The organism is Stenotrophomonas sp. SrG (genome assembly GCF_050031795.1).
Classification (GTDB): domain Bacteria; phylum Pseudomonadota; class Gammaproteobacteria; order Xanthomonadales; family Xanthomonadaceae; genus Stenotrophomonas; species Stenotrophomonas rhizophila_A.
On the sequence record NZ_JBNBBE010000063.1, the window covers coordinates 1 to 331 of the forward strand.

General features: G+C 63.4%; 1 protein-coding gene. It reads left to right on the forward strand.

Annotated features, from left to right (window positions below; genetic code table 11):
• Positions 1-331 (forward strand): hypothetical protein (locus tag ACQG3P_RS18980; protein WP_426805901.1); only part of this gene is annotated, 331 nt, incomplete at both ends.

Genomic DNA, 331 nt, shown 5'->3' on the forward strand with positions numbered 1-331 from the left:
CGGACCTGATCCGTTCGTGGTCCTTCGGCGAAGTGAAGAAGCCGGAAACCAGCAACTACCGTACCTTCAAGCCGGAGCGTGACGGCCTGTTCTGCGCCGCCATCTTCGGGCCGGTCAAGGACTACGTGTGCCTGTGCGGCAAGTACAAGCGCATGAAGCACCGTGGCGTGGTCTGCGAAAAGTGCGGCACCGAAGTGACCCTAGCCAAGGTGCGCCGCGAGCGCATGGGCCACATCGACCTGGCCTCGCCGGTCGCGCACATCTGGTTCCTCAATTCGCTGCCGTCGCGCATCGGCCTGATGCTGGACATGACCCTGCGTGACAACGAGCG